Consider the following 15,084-nt stretch of genomic DNA (forward strand, 5'->3'; position numbering starts at 1 on the left):
ACATATTTCCTTTTTTGATAGTCTCGGTTAACATCCTCCAGCAGCGCGCGTCGAGTTCAACTGGCGGGTTTCCAAAATGTCCATAAACAGATGCAACTACGATTTTCACCTGCTCGACGAAGGATGGCAATCCATGCCACCCTGCGACGATGTATTCAGCGCAGTGGCTGATGAAGCAAAAAGCGAACACCAGGCGCCACCATCGAGCCGCGCTACAGTGCGAATGGTCGAATACAGCTCCGACGACAAACCAGACATCTGGTTCAAAGCCGAAGTGGTTTCTGTATCTGCAAACGCAGAAGAAATTGAAGCGCTCCTCGATAAGTTTGGTTTACCAAAAGCGATCGTCGTGAATTGTCTGGCGCAACAAGCTGAGATTCGAGATCGAATGCTCAGAGATGCAAGCAAACCAAGATGATGCGCAGAGAACCTGAGCTGATGCGCAGAGAACCTGAGCTGATGCGCAGAGAATTTGAGATGATACGCAGAACCATTTGCTCAGATCTAAATTCGCAATCTGCGCAATCATTTTTTTTCTCAATCGGAACAACCTCAAAATCAATTCGTCAACTTTAGAAGTTCGCATCATTTTTTTGCTTGAAATAAAATTGCAAATTACACTTGACCTGCAAAAGAACTGGATGTAATCTAGATATAGAGAGATCGCGCAAATTGGCGCGCGACAATAAAGGTCTAAGGTCATGAAACTGTATCCCTATCCACAACAAAACGATACGCAGCCGAGAAGGCTGAATTTTGTTGTGAATTTATATAGGGAAAAGGATCATGTTCATCGAGAGAAAAACGCGTTTAACGGCTAATCTGGCGGCTTCTGCACCAGTCAACTTAAACGCGGCGCTATCTTCTAATTGGTCAGGAAATCAGGCTTTCAATCTGGGAACGCGGGTTCGAACCCCGCTAGCGCTATATCTTTGTGTGTTCGATTTTGGTTCGAAGACTGCACAGTGCAGACACTTTGCAGATCCAATTCCAATCCCGTAAAAGCACGCCAGTATTAGGTTTCAAACAATCCACAACACGTCAGTGCGCAAACATCTTGCGCATCAAGTCGTTGCACAGCGGCACCATATCCAGTGCCTTAGAGGAGCGCAGCCTTTTACAACAATACAAATAATTCGCACACTAAATATGGTGCCGTCGTCTAGCGGCCAGGACGCTGTGTTGTCAGCGCAGAAAACGGGAGTTCGAATCTCCTCGGCACCGCCATATCTGGGCGTAGCTCATCTAGCAGAGCGCTCGCTTTGGAAGCGAGAGGTAGAGGGGGCAGCACCTTCCGCTCAGACCAATTTCCCTGAGTAGCACAACTGGCAGATGCAACTGCTTTAAACGCAGTGGGTTGACGGTTCGAATCCGTCTTCAGGGAAAATACACCGGAGCATGGGAGAGCAGCAAATCCACCTGCCTGTAAAGCAGCCGCCTCACGGCTTCCCTGGTGCAAGTCCAGGTGCTCCGAATCTATAAACCTGGATTTCACAGATCACGAAAATCTCAGTCTTTCGGTCGGATTTGAGCGCCTACATTTTTTTCGCCGTTACGGAATAGCCACGGTGGAATAGGCTTGGTCGCTGATGACCATAATCCGATTTTTTGCGCTTTTGCCGCGGCAAATAAATCTTTCAAAGTTTTGTCAGTTGGGGCATATTTATCGCTCCACCAGGCTAATCCTTTTTCCACTAGCTTCTGATTCAAGTTCGTGCCATCGGTCAGATAGATGTTGGCGACGATGCGCCCTTTAGGGTCTTTTCCGGTCTCTTCGACTTTAACTTCCTTCTTGTAGCATGCACCATCGGTGAAGGCACGTGCTTCCTGGCCGAATTCTTGCCCCATCTCCGGGCAATCGATTCCATACAAAATTACTTTCTCGCTTTTTCCACCCGGTGCGCGCACAATATTCAAACTGTCGCCGTCTGGAACCGACACGACCTTGGCTGAAAATGTCTCTGCAAAGGCTGGAGAAACTGAGACCGCAATCAAACTGAAAAAACTGAGACTGGACATCAGGCACGATGCTGCCATTACACTTACTCTTGACACGACTCTGTCCCTCGAAGAATGAATTGGTGAATTATCCGGGATCTCAATTCGTCAACTCGTCATGCGGATTGATTCCGCGATGCACGATAGTTTACTCCTAGCATTATTTCAGACTTTACCGCTAGAGCACCGGAGCAGGTTCGGCAATAGTCGTGGTCTGTTTGCGCATTTCAGCCAGCGCTGCAATCATCTGCTCGCGCACAGCAGTGCGCATATCTCCGGAACTGCCCTTAAACACGCTCGCATCCACAGGCGGCAGCACCTTAATTCTGATGTGCTTTCGAAAGTTGAGTGTCGTACTTCCTTTCGGCAGAAGATCGAAGGTTCCATCGATCACTATCGGCACCACTTGCACTCCACAGTCCATAGCCAGTCGGAACGCACCATCTCTGAAGGCATGTATTTCGCCATCTTCAGAACGAGTGCCTTCCGGAAACAGCGCAATGGAGCAGCCCTTTTTAAGCCAGGTTCGACAAACATCCATCATTTCGCGAATACTTTTGATATCGCCACGGCGCAGAAGCACATCTTGATTTAGTCCCATGTTCCAGCCGACGAAAGGCACTTTAAAAATGGATTCTTTGGATACCCACTTAAATCTTCTGTGTAATCCATAGATGACCAGAATATCTGCGAGCGATTGATGATTAGCTATCAGGACGTATGTTTTATCCGGTCTAATATTGTCGACACCTTCATACGAAAGCTTCCAGAAAGGATTAAGCTGAAAATAGTGGTATCCCCACCAGCATGAAAAGGCATGACAAGCCTTTCTTAGTGGATCAAACGGTGCCGTAAGCAGACAAATCATTGCGCACACGGAGTAGAGTACCGCGCATGAAGCGAAGAAATAAATCGAGAAAAGTACTGACAAAAATTTGTTCATCGGTCCATTCTTCAAGGCTGGCCATAGTCTACAGAAAGTATATCGGTACAGTCCAGTTTTTAATGTTGCAATAACAACACTTAGAAAAGTGGATGGTCACGTGGTTGTCGCAAGCTCGCTGGTGATAATCCTGGTCGTCTGAAATTGTGTTCGATCGAACACGTCACGCGCGGAAACCAGCTCGATAATCATAAGGCATAGCAGAACGCGCTATGAAAGAGAACACTCTAGCGAACACACTATGAAAGAGAACGCGCTCTGAAAACGAGAACGCACATTTGAAAAGGAGAACGCACTATCAGGAAAACTGATAGTGCGTCTCGTTCGCGATAAACCTTTAGAATCAAGCTGGGGCTTGCTCGTCTGCTGCGTCTCTCTCATCTCTCCCGGTCTTCTGGACCAACGGAGACTTCGAATTAGCGTCGTGACAGACTATGGTTGATTGAAGTAAACAGCGACGGTGCAATCGAAACCATCGTCCGAGTGGCAATAACACCAAGCGAAATTGCTAACGACACAAGCATCCAGGTAGGCTTCGGTTCAGCATTGAATGACGAAAGCGCTCTCAGTGAGCTGTAGAACAGCAGCGAGCAGAGCGGCACAAGTGCGCCAATCGCAAAACTGAAATTCTTGTCTTGAACAGGCATTCTGCGCAGATGCTGAATCAAACCGAATCCGAAACAGGCTGAGAGAGCAGCTAGACTGGCGATGAAGGAAACATCAGAGAAATGACCTTTCAGCGTTGCGAATGACATGAAGAAAAATCCGCAAAGAAAACCACATGAAGCATCCACTACATTTTGAACACGCTGACTGGTCATATATCCTCCAAAAAAAATCACTTCCAATGGAGTGATAACGGAGGGGCAATTTTTATTAGGAGCGAATTCTATTTCTTAGTAGCAACTAATCTATAACCGATCGGAAGAATCCTCTCTTCCACGCACAGGCGCTCTTCGTTGCCAAAAATTGCCCACTCCACATCGGTCGTATCGACTCCCGGCAGCAAATCCGAGACCAAATATCTGTACAGGTAGGGCACATAATCTTCCTTTTCAATTGAAAAATGCTCGGAGATCGCCGCGAGCATCTCCGCGCCCGTCGCCACATGATGCTTTTCAAGATGATGATGACGCCACCAGGTCATGGGATCGGCACAAGGGTCGAACGAATGGATAAACGAGTGAGAAGACAGCAGCCCCGCAGCAACCAATTCTGCTCTGGCACGGAAAAAGAACTCAACTGTTGCGGCATCAGCTTTCTCCACCGCAAAGTCCTCGAGAATTAACAGCCCTGAGGGTTTAAGCAACTTTGCAGCCTTTGAAACCGCCCCTGCCAGAGGTTGAATATGATGCAATGACCGGGTGAACAAGACGATATCGAACTTTTCCGCGCCTTCAGGATACTCAAGGAAGTTCACCAGTAGGGCTTCAACGCCCTTTTGCGCGGCAGTTAGAACAGCCCTCTCATCTTTGTCGATTGCCGTCACAATGAGCTTTTGACTCAGCGAGAGGGCAAGCGCACCCTCTCCACAGCCGACCTCCAACAAGGTCAAATCGCTCGAACCAGTGTACGGCGCGAGAAAATCTAGAGTTTGAATCGTTTCGACAGTCATGCGGTCTGATAAAAAGTAACCCGATGCGTCTTATTGTTGCAGGTTGGGCATAAGGCAGTATCAGGACTTTACGAGGGATATGACGTGGCTGACGAACAAGCAACCGCAAAGAAGGATTCCAGCTTCGATAACGCCTGGTTCAGCCGCACTCCCGCAGCGGCGGAGCCCAGTTCGCAAAAGAAGCTTTCACCGGTGCAGAAAAATATCGAAGAGATCAAGCAATACGCGTACGACGCATTCGACCGGCTCGACGTCAACAAGAATGGATTCATCGAAATGGACGAGCTTGCGGCACATCTCAATAATCCCGATGTTCCAATGCGAGAAAAGTCATTTATCTCCTTTTTGATCAACAATCATGATGACATTGAGAAAGCATGCGCTGAAGGCGACCACTCAAGCGCCGGCATCTCACGTCTGGACATTGAGTTCTACTTTCGTTTGGTGATCAGTCAACTCTCTTGATGCGCGAAGCGAGTCATGGCCAAAAAACCTACTGAAGATGACGAAATTTCATTTCAGCCAGATTCAGAAATAGCAACTGAAGAAGAGCTCAGCGCGGGCGGCATCAACATGTCGCCCGTCAAACGCAGTTTTCACTTTAAACGAGCAATTGACCTGTTGCCGCCGCCAATTGGCAACAGCTTCAAAATTATGCAGACAAGCGAAATAAATGCTCGCCAAATCATAGAGGAATGGGCGACCAGCGCACTTACCGGATGCGTGATCTCTTCCAATGATGCACACAAAACCCGCTCGGGATTGCTTCTATATCAGGGACGAGCCGTCGGGTGCATCTACGCCACCAAAACGATGCCATTGACGCAGCCGACAGAAGAAGCAATCAAGCTGGTTGTGCGCGATTTACACTATCCAAATGGCACCATCAAGGTGTATCCGCTGCACGAGACCACGGTACTGCCGATGTCGGCTCTGTTTCTTGGATACCCGGTGTTCAGGACGGACGATATGAGTGCCGCGGAATACGTAGAATTTATTTGCAAATGGTTGAAAACCCGTGCCCAGACTGCATGTCTAGCCATCAGCCTGAGGGAAAGTTTCTCCACATGCCTGGCATTCATTCACCAGGGCGTATTCTCATGCGCTTTCTATGTGGAAGATCAAGAGGTTGTTCGCGATCAAAAATTTGTCATGGAATTGCTACGAAATGAGCCAAGCGCTGATGTCGAAGCCAGCATATTGCCGCCGGAGCTGGGCGTTACCGAGCCCTTCGGGTACAAGATTCTGGAAGAATAAGCTCAAAAAGGTTATTGTTTAGTAGCCGATTCGAAGCATTTAGCAGCAGACGATTCGACAGGAAGGAATCGATGCGTCGATCCAATTCGCCGAATCACAAATTCGATGCCGCAGCCGATTCGACAAGCACGATTCGATGCCGCGACCGACTCGACAAGCAGGCGTGGTAACCGGATCGACAATCAATAGGGGTGACTATATGCGTTTGTCCGCTTTGTTAACTATGGTGGCACTTACATTCGGTATGTTGCAACCAGCTGCCACGGCGTCAGCGAATGCCGGGGGCGTGCAAGCAGCGACAAACGTCGTATCGAATGCAGATGGCGAAAATGCGCTTGAGACCGGAGACTATCCAAGAGCACAGAAAGCCTTCTCGAGCGCGCTTGCCACCGGTAGCAGCAATGCAGAAACAGAAGGATATCTCAGGCTTGGTCTTGGAGAAGCTTTACTGTGGCAGGGTTCACTATCTGACGCTGGAAAGCAGTTCGACAAAGCCAAATCACTTTTGAAAAATGCCGATCAGAAATTGCAAGCGCGACTGCTGGACGACTACGCCTACTACTATCAAACGCAAGGCAAGATGGACAAAGCGCTTGACTCAATGACGGAGGCATTAGCATTGCAGCAAGCCAATGCAGCCAACGAGCCCGCCGTCTATGTCGCTGCGGCCATGCACCTCGTCAACTTGCTGGACCGCAATGGTCAACTGGACAAAGCAGAAAAGATAGGCACACAGGCACTAGCCTTCCAGACCGAAAAGTACGGCGCCGACAGTTTGATGGCAGCGAATCTCAACGATCAACTGGGGGTCATCTATCGAAAGCAGGGGAAACAAGAACAATCAAAAAGGTGTTTTGAGTCTTCCCTTCAGGTCAAACTCAATTACAACGCAGTCAGCAAACAGTATGCACCGCAACCGTACTGGGACAAAGTGCAATTCAGATTTTTAGACGGCTCACCTAATTGCTTGCGCAAATTTATCGATGGCAACGAGCTGGAGATCACCACCGCCAATGGTGTCACTGTCGGCGCCGCTATTGCAGCCAACTCGACGACATTTGCCAAGTATGCACAATTGAATATCAAAATCCGCAATGATACGGACAAGCCGATTCAGTTTCTCGGGCAGCCACCACAGCTGGTCACGCTGACTCCGAAGATTTACTTTGCACACTTGCTCGACCCTACCACCCTGGCGCAAACCGTTGAGAAATCAGGAAATAAGAAAGCGAAGTGGATTCGCTTCTGGGGCGAAAACGCCACTCAGACAATGACTTCGACGATGATTGGCAATGGCGGCATGTGGGGCTACCAGCCCATCTACAGCTACGGTGGCGCGATGCCGTACATCAGTCGTAACGGCAACATGACCACGATGATGACGCAAGTTCCTGACTACGCGGCTCAAGCTAGAGCACTGCAAAAAGCTGCCGACGTTACCGAGAAATCGCAGCAGACAGCCTTCAATATCAGGAGCAGCAGCCTCGGTGCAACCACAATCGCGCCCGGTCAAACGATTGAGGGCTCACTCTACTGGGACGTGCCCAATTTCAAGAATGGCATACTCGACCTGACTGTCGGTCAGGCGCTCTTTGAGTTCGAGTTTCCTCCACGCTAAATTAATCCTGCGGACCACTTATCTGCCACTCAGCAGGGGTATATCTCCTACTGGGAACCCGGATGCGAGGGAACAGTCATGGCACGTTTAGACCGTAGAGAAAAAGTTGCTCTAGACCAGGCCTACGAGTTTTACAAAAGCACAATCGGCAGTAACGAAGCGTTCACGCTTCATTCCTTAGTCAATAGTTTGAAGACAGTGTCGGTAGCTGTTTCAGCCTCGAACGATGGGCACCTGACGCTCACCACCCGGCTCTGGATGCGCATCAAGCAAGCGCTTTTCGACAAGCTACTGACCACACATCCGGCATACGTGATCATTTACGACGGCAGCAATGCGCCGATCGAGCCCAAGCAACATATACCTGACGACGGCACGATTGAGATTCATCCACATGGATTGCGCCGAGATGACGACAGATTTTCGATAGAACTCAAACATCTGCACCCGGTAACGAGAAAGCACATTCAAAAAGTCTGGATCGAACGAGGACCAGACACAAAAAGCGACGATTTCTCAAACTACGAATGTGACGGCGACGTCTGCATGCCGAAACTCTTTCTGATTGGCGACGAAGTTCTACAGAAAGAAGCGAGCAACGGCAAAAAGGAAGCCTACAGCCAGTGGTGGGATTTGTATTGGCAGTCATACTGCACGCCCGACCGAAGAGAAAAGCAACAATTGACTCGCCGAATGAACTCGCTCGAAGCCGTTTGGGGCAATCTCTACTACTAGTCATCAGACGCGCCAGTTAACATGGCGTCTAGCTCCCAGTCCCGCGAAATCTGATGGACACGGCTATACAACAACACGACAACGGTTGAGCTTGTCGCTGATATCGCACAATTTGCCATCAGGCGGCGCACCAGTCCAAGTTTTTGAAGTTTTACAATCAAACTCCACTAATTCTGCACGCTCCAGAGTGTATATACTTGCTCGGTGACGATTGTAAAAACGTCAACGCCGCCCTGGTCGTACATCTGACAACCTTAAGTACCTGTCAAGTGACACCAAGCGCTGCGGCAGTTATGCTTTAGAGAACTATGCAAGGAATGCGACAGTCCTCGTTATTATGATTTAATAGGCTGAGACTGCTGGCCATTCAGGCTATTGAGAAAAAAGACCAGGCCAGAACAAGCTGAATTTAGCTGATACGGACCGAGACCAGACCGAGACTAGAAAGACCGAAGAGATGTTGAGCAAATTTGAGTCGTTGCAAGAGGAAGCTACCGCAAAAATTCTGAACATGACGAATGCAAACTACGATGCACCCAATAAATTGGCCAAGGCGATGAAAGCTCTGAGCACAGTCGCGTGTACGTTTGCGCTCATTTTGTCCCTAGTCCCGTCTCCTGCAAGTGCCGATCCAACTATTCCGGTCCCACTAAATTCAGTGGCATTTACGCGTTTACCAACGACACCAACTACGGTGCCAGTCTATTACATTACCAATCGACAAAAAAGTTCTGGCAAGAACCCTGAATACACAAATGACAAATCGGAAACACTGAGCTACGGCTCCCGAGAAATCACGCTGTCATCAACAAAATCTCAAAAAGTAAAGTACGAAAGCGAGACGCCGCCAGCAGATCTGCCGCAAGATAGCTTCTGGGAACAAGTAGCAAATTCGCAAAAGTTACGACACACCAAGAAGGTCGTCCTCTATGTGCATGGATACGACATGAACATCGACGTCTCTAGCCGGGTTGCAGCCCGGATGTCTGGTGAGCTCAAACTGCCTGTGATTATGTACTCATGGCCTTCGCGACGCAACCCGCTTACTTACGCCGCGGATGAGAACATGGCTGAATGGGCATCGTTCAAATTGACTGAGATCTTGCAAGATCTCAGTACACGCTACGGAAAAGAAAACATCATTCTGGTCGGACACAGCATGGGATGCCGGATGCTCTGCTGGTCTCTGCAACAGGCAAAAGCTTCAGGTTCGGATGTGCCCGAAAAATTCGACCATATATTCCTGTGCTCGCCGGACATCGACTTTGAAGTCTTCAAAAAGTATTCGGATCTGTTTGTGAAATGCTCGAATGACACACGCATTTTCGCTTCGTATCGCGATTATCGCCTGCTGCTGTCAAAGATGCTGCATGGCGGCATAAGACTTGGCATGATGAACGGCGCGTTCCGTCACAAGGAACAACCGCAGATCCCTGGAATCGAGACTATCGATTACACCGAAGATGATCCGACATTCTTTGGACACGCAATTCCGTTCAACTTGCTGTATCTAGCTATTCAACCTTCTGGTCAACCGAAAGTATCTAACTCCCGTACCGACTAGGTCTAGATACGCTGGCCGCGATCGTGACCGTGCGACGCTTACATAGGTGCCGTCAGCACCCATTTGTATCAAACGCGCATGTTTACAGCGTTCCAGGCGCTCACAAATACGAAAGACATGCCGACATAGCCCGAAACCTTTGCCAGCCATTCGATTCAGGGTGGCGTATCCTGTTATCCCCTTACTTCAAGGTAATTAATTACATGACAAACGATGCCCACCAGTTGGCACTCCATACGCACGGAATTAATTACATCGGAGTAAGGCCCTGCCAAGATCTACATCCATAGAAAGGGTGGCGACTTACGTTACTCCAAGCAAGGTGGCGACTCAGTGACCGGGCTCAGTGACCTGCTCAGTGACCGTGCTCACACTTACAAAGCTGACGGTTGAATAAGTGACTGATTACCAGAACCAGATTACCGACTGTTATGAGTGGCAACTCTGCCGCTTCACTCAGGCCGACTACATAACCGAACGTGGCAATGAGCACGAGCGTCAGGCCAACTATAAGGCCAGCCAATACAGCCGGCTTGTGGTGCTTCATATAGCCAGGCAGAATTGCTAACAATCCAAACATGACGACGAAGCCAGCCAGCGCCTGGTGCGCTCCGTGTCCTTCTAAGAACTGCAAACCCAAAACAGGTAGGAACGCAACCACCATAGGCATTGCGAGACAATGGATGAGGCAGAGGGTTGAAGCGAAGATACCTAGCGCATCCATCGACACGATAGTCTGGCGGGTATTATGCTCCCGCCTGTGCTCCGGTTCTATGACAATTACGTGGTCGTGAGCATGCCCGTGATCGTGAGCATGTCCGTGGTCGTGAGCATGTCCGTGGTCGTGAGCATGCCCGTGCTGGTGACCATGTTCATGGTCTGATTCATGCGGCTCATGCATATGCGACTCCTGAGATTGCTCACGGGTGAGTGCGTAGCTGTTCTCACAAGCAATCGCTTGGCTGTGCGCCCGCACTGACTCGTGCTGGTGCTCGTCTACTTCCCTGGTTACTTTCTCCAAGGTGGCTCCGGCTTTTCCTAACATATCTCTATTATACAGCCCAAACGGAAACGGTTTTCATTTTACCACGAGGCAAGTCAAGAGAATTTGAAGTTATGCTCATCTCGACACAATTTTCCATGCTTGCACAACAAGCAGTTTACATCGAAGCTTACAGGAAGGGATGCACCGTATCTGGTGCACCCCTTCAACAAACTAACGACAGCCAAGTTGCGACTTACCAATCCAAGACGTACGCAAATACAAGCGGAGCTACGATCGTGAAGTCGGATTCAATAACGAATCGTGGAGTGTCGAGATCCAATTTGCCCCATGTGATCTTTTCATTCGGAACAGCGCCACTATAAGATCCGTATGAAGTTGTACTATCTGAAATCTGGCAGAAGTAAGCCCAGAATGGGGTTTCTTCTTCCAAATCCTGACGAATCATTGGCACAACGCAAATCGGGAAGTCACCGGCGATGCCACCACCAAGCTGGAAGAAACCAACAGGCGAGTCTGGTGCAGTAGCCTTGTACCAGTCCGCAAGCGTCTTCATGGCTTCGAGCCCACTGCGCACAGTGTGTATGTTCTTGATGTCACCGCGGATGACGTGAGATACAAATATATTTCCGAGGGTGGAGTCTTCCCATCCTGGAGTCCAGATTGGCAGATTCTTCTCAGCAGCTGCAATCAACCACGAATCTTTGGGGTCAATCTGATAGTGCTTCTCGATCATCTTCTTGTTGATCAACTGATACATGAATTCATATGGGAAATATGACTCACCCTTTTGATCAGCGGCTTTCCAAAGCTGCAAGACTTCTTTCTCGATCTTGCGAATAGCTTCGTCTTCGGGAATACAGGTGTCAGTGACGCGATTCAGTCCTTTGTCTGCAAGCGCCACTTCCTCTTCCGATGAGAGGTGACGGTAATTCGGTAGGCGTACATAGTTATTGTGTGCAACCAGATTGAAGATATCTTCCTCTAGATTGGCTCCGGTACAGCAAATGCCGTGAATTTTGTCCTGCCGAATCATCTCAGCAAGCGACAAACCCAGCTCGGCAGTGCTGGTTGCGCCAGCTAGAGTCATAAACATTTTGCCGCCGGTTTGCAGATGTTTGACGTATGCTTCGGCCGCATCTACAACAACAGCTGCGTTAAAGTGGCGAAAGTGCCGTGTGATAAAAGCCTTCACGCTTGTTTGTTTTTCTGTCTTAACGCTCATCTTTCCCCTCGAAATCCTGGTCTGCCGCACGAAATGGACATGCTATACCATCTGAGCCCAATATTGCGTCCATGCCAAGCTTTTCTTTACCTCGTGCTCCAAATCGGCGGATCTCCTCAGTCCGTAAGACAAAATCAATTGCAATCAACCTCTTCAAAGAAACGCTTGCATAGCGAGATCTTTCGTAACCGGAGATGACTTGCCTCGTTTGCCCGCACGCCTTTGCGAGGTCATATTGTGACCAGCCAACTCTAATTCGGCGTTCGATCAGTCTAGTGGGAATATCAATAAGCGCTTGCGTAAAGCTTGCAGACATATTTTGGACAACCGCGCTACGGTCAACGACCCGATAGTAAGCCCGTACTTGATTTGTTAATTCGGCAATTCTTATTTCAAGACGATCGATTTCGATCTCGGCAGCTGCCGCCTTATAAGGGTCAGCGACCCGCCTGCGCATAAGGTCGCACCTGGATTTGAGCATGGCGATGCGCGCATTTGCTCGAGCGTACTCCAACTCATTCAAAATCATGTGCTGCCCTCCTCAACTTGGTTCAAGAAGTAATACGTAACAAGAGTCAAAAAAGTTCAGCGTTACAATTTTCCCCGGTTCAGGAATCAGTATTCAGAGGCGATGATGAAGGCGAATTAGGCAGGCAAGCAGCCGCCACTTGACTAACCGAGTGCTACTCCTTACCAACGGCTTATGGACGGACTCACAGACGGGCTTATCGACGGGCTTACCGAGTTACTATCCCAGAACCCACGAATTGCCAGAAAGGTCACGTGTCACGTGTTTCAATTCGCAATTGCTGATGCTACCGCCGGGGAGTGACAGAATCCTTGCAATACCGTGCCAGACGCCGCCGTGTGCGACGATCAGCACCGGTCCGGGATGCCCAAGCGCCTTTTTCAGACCGACTGCAATCCGCTCTCCAAATTCGAGCTGACTTTCGCCATTTGGCGGATTTGCCTCAGGATGAAATAGATTCGGCAATTCGCTCCAGCTGCGGCGCTCCCAGTCTCCGAGATGCCATTCGCGCAACTCATGAATCTCTACAACAGGTGCATTTATGATCTTTCGTAGGGCATCTGCTGTTTGCATGGCTCTGCGCATGGGGCTCACGCAAATTGTTTGAACTTCCAAACACGATTTGATGTGCTCACTTTCTGCTAGTTCTCTAGCCTGCGCCAAACCTGTCTCGTTCAAATCGATGTCCCAACCAGCTCCAGCCGCAAGATTACCGGAGTTTGCATCAGTCTGTCCGTGACGAACGAAAAAAAATCGCTGTGCTAAATAGGTCATGCCTTATAGTTGCCGTATCGTTGAATTAAAGCCTTCGCAGCTTCCTCAACCGGCTTACCTTCAGTTAAATGCTCAAATTCAAGCTTAGGATCCAATTTTTTCAGGGCATCATACGCCTTGTTGCGAACGGCCGGATTGGGGTGAGCTTGCGATACCACATACAGTGGCGGAATACTTATCGCACGATGCTCTTTGACCAACTGGTCAATCGTTATCGAAATTGCTTCGTAGTCCTCAGCTTTAAGTCCGTCCAGGGTCATTTTGAACGTCATGGCATCGAGTTTGGCGAAGAATCCCTTGGCTGCGCCCTGCAACATGTCCTCGACCATCTTCAATCCGGATATCAACTCAGACACAGCGAAAACCTCGCCAACTATACGAACAACAATCTTAGCGGAAATGCACTTCACACCGCAACAAAAACGCCCGGATGTCCGGGCGCTTTGCTTGTTGGGTCCGGGCAGTGGAAGGTTGCCCGAACTAGTAAAACTTTATAGGCAGTTAAAATCACGTGTAAGCTGTTCCGGGATTCCAACTACCTACTATTCAATTTTACACACCTTCCAATTTTTGTGAATTACCAGAAACGATTTAACGATTTAGTGTAAGAGCGTGCGGCAATTAAGTGTTGAAAGAACGAAAGTGTCCTCCAACTGAGTTAATCCTTGTGGGTATTACTCTTTTTGCTCAGTGGTCTCGGATCCGTTTTTTGTACCGGGCTGCGCAGTGGTCGCAGCGCCAGTCTTTGTTTGGAGTTGTTGGTCAGTGGTCGCAGCGCCAGTCTTTGTTTGGAGTTGTTGGTCAGTGGTCGCAGCGCCGGTCTTTGTTTGGAGCTGTTGATCAGTGGTTGCAGCGCCAGTCTTTTCCCCGAGTTGCTTAAATGTCTCAGCGCCAATCCTTTCCCCGAGTTGCTCAGCAGGCACCTTCACGCCGATTTCCTTGTTTGCTGCATCTGGCCTTTTGACAGTCCATGTGAGCGGAATGATCTCTTTGATTCCCAGCAACTTCTTAAATGGCTTGACGAAAGGAATGGGATTTTTTACACCGAATGTAAAAACATCGTCGCCATTGGAATTCTTGCAACGCGAAAACTCCTTGAGGACTATAGGAATTTCCAAAGCAGTATTCGGCACAGCTTCGATGCCAGTAATGTTACGCAAGACAGGATGCGAGTCAGCAACATCGACATCGAGAGAAATTTTCGAGAGCCGCACGCGTCTGAGCGGCAATTGACGATTGATTTTCTTTTCGCTCAAATCAATGTCTTCAATTTCGGGACCAGTGCGAATCACCTCCAGATGAGAACCACTTGCCTTGACGCCCACGAATTCATCAATTAGCGCACCAACTTCCGGACCGAATTTGAGCGCGACCTTGTCCCTCGCCTCCGAGAAATCACCAATTACGGTGGCGCCAAAATGAGTTTCACCGCCAGCCATGACCTTACTTCCATCCTCTTTCGTTAATTCGATATCGTTACCCTTCCGCTCGAGGCTCACTACCCCCTGGAGCAAGTCCTGAATTTCCTGGGGCACGGTCTTGTCTGTTACAGCCTCAATAAATTGCACGAAAGTCCTGTGGCGATCCAAAGTCGCGCTGCGCGGAGCCTCCGCTGGAACGGTCACAGAAGGAGTCGCAGCAGGAGAGGTAGCCGGGGAGGTTGCGGGGCCAGTCGTCTGGACGGTTGCGGGGGCAGTTGTCTGGACAGTCGCGGGGGCAGTTGTCTGGACAGTCGCGGGGGCAGTCGTCCGAACGGTCGCGGGGGCAGTTGTCTGGACAGTCGCGGGGGCAGTCGTCCGAACGGTCGCGGGGGCAGTTGTCTG

16 protein-coding genes and 3 tRNA genes are annotated in these 15,084 nt (G+C 49.5%); 9 read left to right on the top strand and 10 right to left on the bottom strand.

The features are described 5' to 3' along the window. The first annotated feature begins 76 nt into the window (after positions 1 to 76). From EKK48_27755 to EKK48_27770, 4 genes are all read left to right on the top strand, one after another. Positions 77 to 418 carry a hypothetical protein gene (locus EKK48_27755; GenBank protein ID RTL36152.1) on the top strand — a complete coding sequence of 114 codons (342 nt, stop codon included), beginning with the start codon at positions 77 to 79 and terminating at the stop codon, positions 416 to 418. A gap of 436 nt (positions 419 to 854) precedes the next feature. Beyond that, positions 855 to 927, top strand: a tRNA-Glu gene (locus EKK48_27760). A gap of 224 nt (positions 928 to 1,151) precedes the next feature. Next, positions 1,152 to 1,227, top strand: a tRNA-Asp gene (locus EKK48_27765). An 83-nt stretch (positions 1,228 to 1,310) separates the two neighbouring features. Beyond that, positions 1,311 to 1,384 (top strand) — tRNA-Leu (locus EKK48_27770). Positions 1,385 to 1,509: 125 nt separating this feature from the next. On the opposite strand, the gene EKK48_27775 is transcribed toward EKK48_27770, so the two are convergent. The 4 genes from EKK48_27775 to EKK48_27790 form a co-directional block, all read right to left on the bottom strand. Further along, positions 1,510 to 2,055, bottom strand: a complete 546-nt coding sequence (locus EKK48_27775) for a thermonuclease family protein (protein ID RTL36153.1) — start codon at positions 2,053 to 2,055, stop codon at positions 1,510 to 1,512. Between the two features lie 121 nt (positions 2,056 to 2,176). Continuing rightward, positions 2,177 to 2,941 (bottom strand): 1-acyl-sn-glycerol-3-phosphate acyltransferase, encoded by a 765-nt coding sequence (locus EKK48_27780; GenBank protein ID RTL36154.1) that lies wholly within the window; start codon positions 2,939 to 2,941, stop codon positions 2,177 to 2,179. A 416-nt stretch (positions 2,942 to 3,357) separates the two neighbouring features. Next, positions 3,358 to 3,762, bottom strand: coding sequence for a hypothetical protein (locus EKK48_27785; GenBank protein ID RTL36155.1), 405 nt, complete (start codon positions 3,760 to 3,762; stop codon positions 3,358 to 3,360). A gap of 68 nt (positions 3,763 to 3,830) precedes the next feature. Next, entirely contained in the window at positions 3,831 to 4,556 is a 726-nt protein-coding gene (locus EKK48_27790) for a class I SAM-dependent methyltransferase (GenBank protein ID RTL36156.1), read from the bottom strand. An 84-nt stretch (positions 4,557 to 4,640) separates the two neighbouring features. Between EKK48_27790 and EKK48_27795 the strand changes: the two genes are divergently transcribed. The 5 genes from EKK48_27795 (at position 4,641) to EKK48_27815 (ending at position 9,730) form a co-directional block, all read left to right on the top strand. Further along, positions 4,641 to 5,021 (top strand): hypothetical protein, encoded by a 381-nt coding sequence (locus tag EKK48_27795; protein RTL36157.1) that lies wholly within the window; start codon positions 4,641 to 4,643, stop codon positions 5,019 to 5,021. Between the two features lie 15 nt (positions 5,022 to 5,036). Continuing rightward, entirely contained in the window at positions 5,037 to 5,813 is a 777-nt protein-coding gene (locus tag EKK48_27800) for a hypothetical protein (protein RTL36158.1), read from the top strand. A 136-nt stretch (positions 5,814 to 5,949) separates the two neighbouring features. Further along, positions 5,950 to 7,431: a tetratricopeptide repeat protein gene (locus EKK48_27805; protein ID RTL36159.1), complete on the top strand. Its 1,482-nt coding sequence runs from the start codon at positions 5,950 to 5,952 to the stop codon at positions 7,429 to 7,431. A 78-nt stretch (positions 7,432 to 7,509) separates the two neighbouring features. Further along, positions 7,510 to 8,166 carry a hypothetical protein gene (locus EKK48_27810; GenBank protein RTL36160.1) on the top strand — a complete coding sequence of 219 codons (657 nt, stop codon included), beginning with the start codon at positions 7,510 to 7,512 and terminating at the stop codon, positions 8,164 to 8,166. A 457-nt stretch (positions 8,167 to 8,623) separates the two neighbouring features. Next, positions 8,624 to 9,730, top strand: a complete 1,107-nt coding sequence (locus EKK48_27815) for an alpha/beta hydrolase (GenBank protein ID RTL36161.1) — start codon at positions 8,624 to 8,626, stop codon at positions 9,728 to 9,730. A 355-nt stretch (positions 9,731 to 10,085) separates the two neighbouring features. Here the strand turns inward: EKK48_27815 and EKK48_27820 are convergent, their stop codons facing one another. The 6 genes from EKK48_27820 to EKK48_27845 all read right to left on the bottom strand — a co-directional run bounded on the left by EKK48_27820 (position 10,086) and on the right by EKK48_27845 (position 14,829). Further along, positions 10,086 to 10,751, bottom strand: coding sequence for a MerC domain-containing protein (locus tag EKK48_27820; protein RTL36162.1), 666 nt, complete (start codon positions 10,749 to 10,751; stop codon positions 10,086 to 10,088). A 217-nt stretch (positions 10,752 to 10,968) separates the two neighbouring features. After that, complete coding sequence (locus tag EKK48_27825) at positions 10,969 to 11,958, bottom strand: deoxyhypusine synthase (GenBank protein RTL36163.1); 990 nt, start codon at positions 11,956 to 11,958, stop codon at positions 10,969 to 10,971. After that, positions 11,948 to 12,487 carry a helix-turn-helix domain-containing protein gene (locus EKK48_27830; GenBank protein RTL36164.1) on the bottom strand — a complete coding sequence of 180 codons (540 nt, stop codon included), beginning with the start codon at positions 12,485 to 12,487 and terminating at the stop codon, positions 11,948 to 11,950. The genes EKK48_27825 and EKK48_27830 overlap by 11 nt, the downstream gene beginning before the upstream one ends. Positions 12,488 to 12,706: 219 nt before the next feature. Continuing rightward, complete coding sequence (locus EKK48_27835; protein ID RTL36165.1) at positions 12,707 to 13,261, bottom strand: histidine phosphatase family protein; 555 nt, start codon at positions 13,259 to 13,261, stop codon at positions 12,707 to 12,709. After that, positions 13,258 to 13,617, bottom strand: coding sequence for a hypothetical protein (locus EKK48_27840; protein ID RTL36166.1), 360 nt, complete (start codon positions 13,615 to 13,617; stop codon positions 13,258 to 13,260). Before EKK48_27840 ends, EKK48_27835 begins: the two co-directional genes overlap by 4 nt. A 318-nt stretch (positions 13,618 to 13,935) precedes the next feature. After that, complete coding sequence (locus EKK48_27845) at positions 13,936 to 14,829, bottom strand: hypothetical protein (protein RTL36167.1); 894 nt, start codon at positions 14,827 to 14,829, stop codon at positions 13,936 to 13,938. Positions 14,830 to 15,084: the final 255 nt, after the last annotated feature.

The organism is Candidatus Melainabacteria bacterium, from assembly GCA_003963305.1.
Lineage (GTDB): Bacteria > Cyanobacteriota > Vampirovibrionia > Obscuribacterales > Obscuribacteraceae > PALSA-1081.